Raw genomic sequence first — 3,428 nt, 5'->3', positions numbered from 1 at the left:
TTACCATAATGATAAGTACACCGTTCCGGGCGGAAGCCGCGATGAATACCGTCTTTATCTGAACCGTGCGCTTGATCCTGACCGAAAATATTATCAGCCTGATGGTATTCTCGTATTTGAAAAAGTCGAAACAGAAGGTGTGATCCCTCAGTATATTCTTTATCTGTATAGGCCCGGGGAGCAGCATTATGAAGACCTCGATAAACTTATCGGACTTTCTCCAATCAAAGGCGGTCATGCGCTAATACCTGATGAGCTCACATTCCTCCCGCAGCGGGACATTGATACGGATGAAGCGGCAGTTGTTATAGCGCCTGAGATCCGTTCAGACATCATCGAACAGCAGCAGGAAGCACTGGCCGCTGAAGAAGCTGATGTAGAAGAAACCAGGGGAGCAAGTCTTTTCGGTGCGGATAGTTTCCGGGACTTTGTGCTGCTTGCCTATGGTTACCGGTGTGCGGTGACAGGTACAGCCATCAGATATAAAAAACTGAGCAACCTCGAAGCCGCTCATATACGGCCAAGAGCCCATGCCGGCACTTTTCTTCCCTGCAACGGTATCGCCCTTTCGCGCGATATGCACTGGGCATTTGATAAGGGAATGATCACGATCAGCGACGATTTTACTATTATCGTTCACGAACATTTGATGGGAACGCCGCTGAAGGAATACGCAGGTAAAAACATCCTGCTGCCGGCTGAGCCTTATTTTCAGCCGGAGAAGAAGTTTCTCAGACATCACCGGGAGAATATATTTGGCCTTTTCATTTACTCCGGCAGCATCAGGATTCTGAAAAGTAACAGAGAAAGCTAAGCGAACAGGTTATTGTCATATATAAAATATGGATATGTGATATTTATATATATATTGTCAGTCCAAAACCTTGTTGACACCTGTAAATGAATAAAACCTTTTCCGATCCCGATTTTTTCCCCTGTGCCGTCAATGATCTCGAAGGAAAAGATTTCCTGGTAGATGACTATCAGCGGGGTTTTAAGTGGTCTTGCCAGCAGGCAGTTGACCTGCTTACCGATATCGATGATTTTCCTGCTGATTTCACCAGATATTGCCTGCAGCCGGTGGTTATTAAAGATAACCGGCGGCCGGCAGGAGAAAAACGGCTGTACGAACTTATTGATGGTCAGCAGCGGATGACCACCATTTATATCATTTTACGCGTACTGGATTCGGCAGGCCCCTTTTTTAATATCAATTATAACACCCGGCCGCGCAGCGCCGAATTCCTGGAAAAGATCATCTCTGTTCCGGCGATCTCCTACAACGGATATGATCCGGAAAAAATTGAAGGAATGGAGGAAGAGATAAGCGCTCACTGGGACTCGTACATCAGCGAAAAGAAAGCTTACGACAACGTAGACAATTTTCATTTTTACCGGGTGTATCAAACGGTTCAGCTCTGGTTTGAGCAAAAGGATGATGATGAAAAACAGGCCTTCCGGCATAAACTGCTCAACCACACTTATGTGATCTGGTATGAGGTTAGGCCGGACGAAATATCCGAAAAGGTTTTTATCAATATCAACAGCGGAAAGATCGCCCTGACCAATGCCGAACTGATCAAAGCACTTTTCCTGATCAATTGCCGCGATCACAGCAGTCCCGAACTCAGCCGGCTCAGACAGGACGAGATTGCCCAGGAATGGGACCAGATCGAATATAACCTGCAGCGTGATGACTTCTGGTATTTTATACGAAAAAAGGTTGCTGTTGAAGACGCCGCTACAAGGATTGATTTGCTTTTTGATCTGATCACCAAAAAACGGGAAGATGACCCTGACAATTATTTTTCATACCGGTATTACGCACGAAGGGTTAAAAATAAACAAAAGCTGGACTGGCAGGAGGTCAAAAACCTTTATGACCGACTGCAGGAATGGTATGAGGAACGCAGTATCTATCACCTGGTAGGATTTATAGTAACAAGGGGGTTTTCTACGATTCCTGCGCTCATTAAGTTAAGTAAAGACAAGGGAAAAAGAGCCTTCAGAGAAGAACTGGTCAAAATCGTCCGTAAAAGGTTTAAAACGATTTCAGAAAACGTAAAGGTTTATGACCTCGATAATCTGAACTATGAGGAAAACAAGGAACGGGTCAAAGATGTTCTGCTTCTCTTTAACATCGAGACTTTTGAGGTAAGTGACGCTGATTTTCGTTTCCCTTTCGACCGGTTTAAAAAAGAAGAATGGAGCATAGAACACATCCATGCGCAGAATACCAAATTCTTTACTTTAAAAAAAGAAGCCGGAGAATGGGCTGCCGATATTACAGACCTGCTAGATGATCTGAAAAGTTCTGAAGAGGCCGATCCTGAACAGATTACAAAACTCGGGCAGCTGATCACTCCTTTTATCGGGCTCGCGGGAGATGACAAAATCCCTCAGAATTTACTGTTTGCGCTGGAAGAAGCTGCAAAACAGGCTGCCCTGTTATTTGAGGTTCACAGTCTTTCCAATATGGCTTTGCTGGACAGGAACACCAACAGTGCGCTGGGAAATATGAACTTTCTTAATAAAAGGAAAAAGATCCTGGAGATCGACAAAACCGGCTGGGCTGAAATAAAAGGAAGAAAAGTAAAGGCCTTTGTGCCCGTCTGTACGAAAAATGTCTTTATGAAGTATTACACCACTGAGGCCAGTGTGGTTCAGATGAGCTACTGGGGATATCGGGACAGGCAGAATTATTATGAGGCAGTTGGTGAAAAATTAAAAACATATTATGACTGATCCGCAGACATTGAACACATTCTGGAAGCTGATCAGGAGTCACAGAATTGAGATACCGATCATCCAGCGTGATTACGCACAGGGAAGAACAGACAGCCGGGCTACGCGCATCAGAAAGTCGTTTGTCAGATCTTTAATTGATCATACGGAGCGGTCGGAACTGCTCCACCTTGATTTCATATACGGGAAAATCAACGGTAAAAACGAGGCCCTGCGGATAGAGAAAAACAAAGAGGCCGTTAATAACCTGCTGAAAGCTGTCCGCAATTATTCTGATCACCTGGGAATCGGTATAGCTTATAATCTGGATGTATGGCCGATAAACGGAACCGGTCCTGCGGAAACTGCCTTTGTTCCCCTTGATGGTCAGCAGCGGCTGACCACGCTTTTCCTGTTTCACTGGTATATCGCAGCCCGTATATCGCCCGGGGGCAGCGAAATTCTCGAACGGTTTACCTACCGGACCAGACGCAGTTCAGCTAGCTTTTGCCGCGAACTGGTCAGTCATGGGGCAGAGCTGAATTTTGATGCCTCTTTATCAGAGGAGATCGGCGACAGCACCTGGTTTTTCCGTAACTGGCATAAAGATCCGACAGTAGCCGGCATGCTCAGAACAATCGATGAGATTCATTCAAATCTGAAGAAACGGACTGATGACGATTTGCGGCAGTACTGGGAAGCGC

General features: G+C 45.6%; 3 protein-coding genes. All 3 read left to right on the top strand.

Annotated features, from left to right (window positions below):
* Positions 1-814 (top strand): HNH endonuclease (locus AC1DV1_RS31145; protein WP_477368707.1); only part of this gene is annotated, 814 nt, incomplete at its 5' end.
* Between the two features lie 86 nt (positions 815-900).
* Entirely contained in the window at positions 901-2,745 is a 1,845-nt protein-coding gene (locus tag AC1DV1_RS31140; protein WP_477368704.1) for a DUF262 domain-containing protein, read from the top strand.
* Positions 2,738-3,428 (top strand): GmrSD restriction endonuclease domain-containing protein (locus AC1DV1_RS31135; RefSeq protein ID WP_477368701.1); only part of this gene is annotated, 691 nt, incomplete at its 3' end. The genes AC1DV1_RS31140 and AC1DV1_RS31135, both read left to right, overlap by 8 nt.

The organism is Mucilaginibacter sp. P4_D1 (assembly GCF_056401935.1).
Note: the sequence above shows the minus strand (reverse complement) of the source record. Positions and strands in the feature narration are given on the sequence as shown.